The following is a 1,759-nucleotide window of genomic DNA, read 5'->3' on the forward strand; positions in this document are numbered from 1 at the left end:
GTTGAGCACCGAGCTGGCCGGTTTCGTGTCGGCATGTGACGGCGAGCTGTCCGTGCGCCAGCTCGTCGGCGCCTTGGCCGCCCTCCTGGGTGGAGACGACGACTTCGACGACGACGCTTTCCGCGCAGGTCTGCTCTCCGACGTCGGTAACCTGGTCCGCGACGGCTTCCTGCTTCCCACGGCATAGGACAATTGCGGCGCCCCCGGCGGATAAACTGTTCCGGTGAATGAAGACAATGGGGTATCCACCGGGCTGGCATCCCCGAAGCGCCGGAAACGGCCCGAGAAGACGGTGGAGATCACCGACCCCAAAGCGATCCGTGCCCTTGCGCATGCCGCCCGGCTTGAGGTCATCTCGGAACTGTATTCCACGCAACTGAGCCGCACGGCCACAGAGCTCGCCGCGCAGACCGGGCTCACGCCGAGCGCCATGAGCTACCACCTGCGGGCCCTCCAGAAATGGGGGATCGTTACTGCCGCGGACAACGAGGGCGATGCACGCGAACGCCGTTGGAAGGCCGCGGGTTCGGACTTCACCATCAAATCCGGCGGCAACGCTCCGAGCCCGGAGATCGCCGTCGTCGAACTCGAACTGGACGCTTTCCGGCGTCGGGCCACTGCCTTCACCCGGGCCCGTGGTGAGCGGCGCCAGCGGGGCGAGGCCGCGAACGAGGCAGCCGCCATGGTGTTGTCCAGCGATCTGCTGTACCTGACTCCGGATCAGCGGACGGATCTCAAGGCCAAATTCCAGGAACTCATCAGGTCATATGAGCTCGAGGATCCCACGCGGATTCCCGAAGGAGCGGTGCGAATCGCTACGATGTGGTCGATGATTCCGGACGACCGGACGCCGGCTTCAAGCTAACCCAGAACACTGTTCCTCCACAGCACTTGTGCACATGGAAACGCACGATTCTGCAAAATATGGTGAACTAGGCCAATATGGGCACGAGCCCAAGCAATTCATTTTTCTGTAGGAGAACCGTGCCCAGCAAGGCAAAAACCGGCAAGAAACTCGTGATCGTGGAGTCTCCGGCCAAGAGCAAGACCATCGCCAAGTACCTGGGCGAGGGCTTCATTGTCGAGGCCTCGATCGGCCACATCCGCGACCTCCCGCAGCCCTCGGACCTCCCTGCAGAACTGAAGAAGACCTCGGTTGGCAAGTTCGCCGTCGACATCGAGAACGACTTCAAACCGTATTACGTGGTGTCTCCGGACAAGAAGAAAAAGGTCGCCGAGCTCAAGGCCCAGCTGAAAGACGCTGACGCGCTCTATCTCGCAACCGATGGGGACCGCGAGGGCGAGGCCATCGCGTGGCACCTCCTGGAGGTCCTGAAACCCAAGGTTCCCGTCTACCGCATGACCTTCGGTGAAATCACCAAGGAAGCCATCCACCGCGCCATGGACAACCTGCGCGACGTTGACAGCGCCCTCGTGGACGCCCAGGAAACGCGCCGCATCCTGGACCGCCTGTACGGTTACGAAATCTCCCCGGTGCTGTGGCGCAAGGTTGCCCGCGGCCTGTCCGCCGGCCGTGTGCAGTCGGTCGTGACCCGCATGGTGGTGGACCGCGAACGCGAACGCATGGCATTCAAATCCGCATCGTACTGGGACCTGACCGGCCAGTTCGGTACCGGCTCCGCGACATTCAAGCAAAGCTCGCTGCCGTCGACGGCGCGAAGGTAGCCAGCGGCCGCGACTCAACGACGACGGCGTCCTCACCTCCGCGAACGCGGTGCACCTCCAACGACGGAACTCG

The 1,759-nt window shown here is 63.0% G+C and carries 1 protein-coding gene and 2 pseudogenes; all 3 read left to right on the top strand.

Annotated features, from left to right (window positions below):
* A pseudogene (locus AHiyo1_RS27235) lies at positions 1–187 on the top strand (SAM-dependent methyltransferase); the annotation flags it as partial.
* Positions 188–223: 36 nt separating this feature from the next.
* Complete coding sequence (locus tag AHiyo1_RS18375) at positions 224–865, top strand: ArsR/SmtB family transcription factor (protein ID WP_059389506.1); 642 nt, start codon at positions 224–226, stop codon at positions 863–865.
* Between the two features lie 119 nt (positions 866–984).
* Positions 985–1,759: pseudogene (locus AHiyo1_RS27240) on the top strand (toprim domain-containing protein); the annotation flags it as partial.

This window comes from Arthrobacter sp. Hiyo1 (assembly GCF_001263615.2).
Taxonomy (GTDB): Bacteria; Actinomycetota; Actinomycetes; order Actinomycetales; family Micrococcaceae; genus Arthrobacter.